Source organism: Aminobacter sp. P4_D5, assembly GCF_056401815.1.
In genome coordinates, this window is sequence record NZ_JBFUIP010001194.1 from 1 (window position 1) to 561 (window position 561).

At 69.2% G+C, this 561-nt stretch carries 1 protein-coding gene; it reads left to right on the forward strand.

Translation table 11 applies throughout. From position 1 onward, the window contains the following. Positions 1-458 (forward strand): TRAP transporter small permease subunit (locus tag AC1DWF_RS37440; protein WP_476843477.1); only part of this gene is annotated, 458 nt, incomplete at its 5' end. Between the last annotated feature and the right edge of the window lie 103 nt (positions 459-561).

Sequence of the window (561 nt, forward strand, 5' to 3'; positions counted from 1 at the left end):
CGGCGACGGTGGAGATCACCGGCTACATGCTGGCCTGCGGCATCGCCTGGGCGCTGGCGCACACTCTGGCCTGCCGGGCGCATATTCGCGTGGACGTGCTGGTGATGCGGCTGCCGGTGAAGCTGCGCGCGCCCCTGCATCTCTTCTCGCTGATGCTGCTGGCGGTCTTCGCCGCCTTCACCGCCTGGGCCGGCTATGCTCTCTATGACGAGAGCGCGCTCTTCGACGCGCACGACAATTCGGCACTGCGCGTTCCGATGGTGATCCCGCAGGGCATCTGRCTCGCCGGCCTCATCGCCTTCCTGGCGRTGACGCTGGTGCTGCTGCTGGAGAGCTTTCTCGCGCTCGTGACCGGCCAGGGCGCGCAGCTCGACCGTCTCCTCGGCTCGCGCACGATCGACGACGAGGCGGAGGAGGCGCTGGAGGCCGTGGCCATGGCGCGCGAGGGCTCCGCTTGATCGCAATCGTCTTCCTGCTCGGGCTGCTCGGCGTCGTCATCTTCGCCGCGGCCTCGGGGGCGCAGGCCCTGCCCATCGCCGAGATCCTGATGCTGATCGGCGT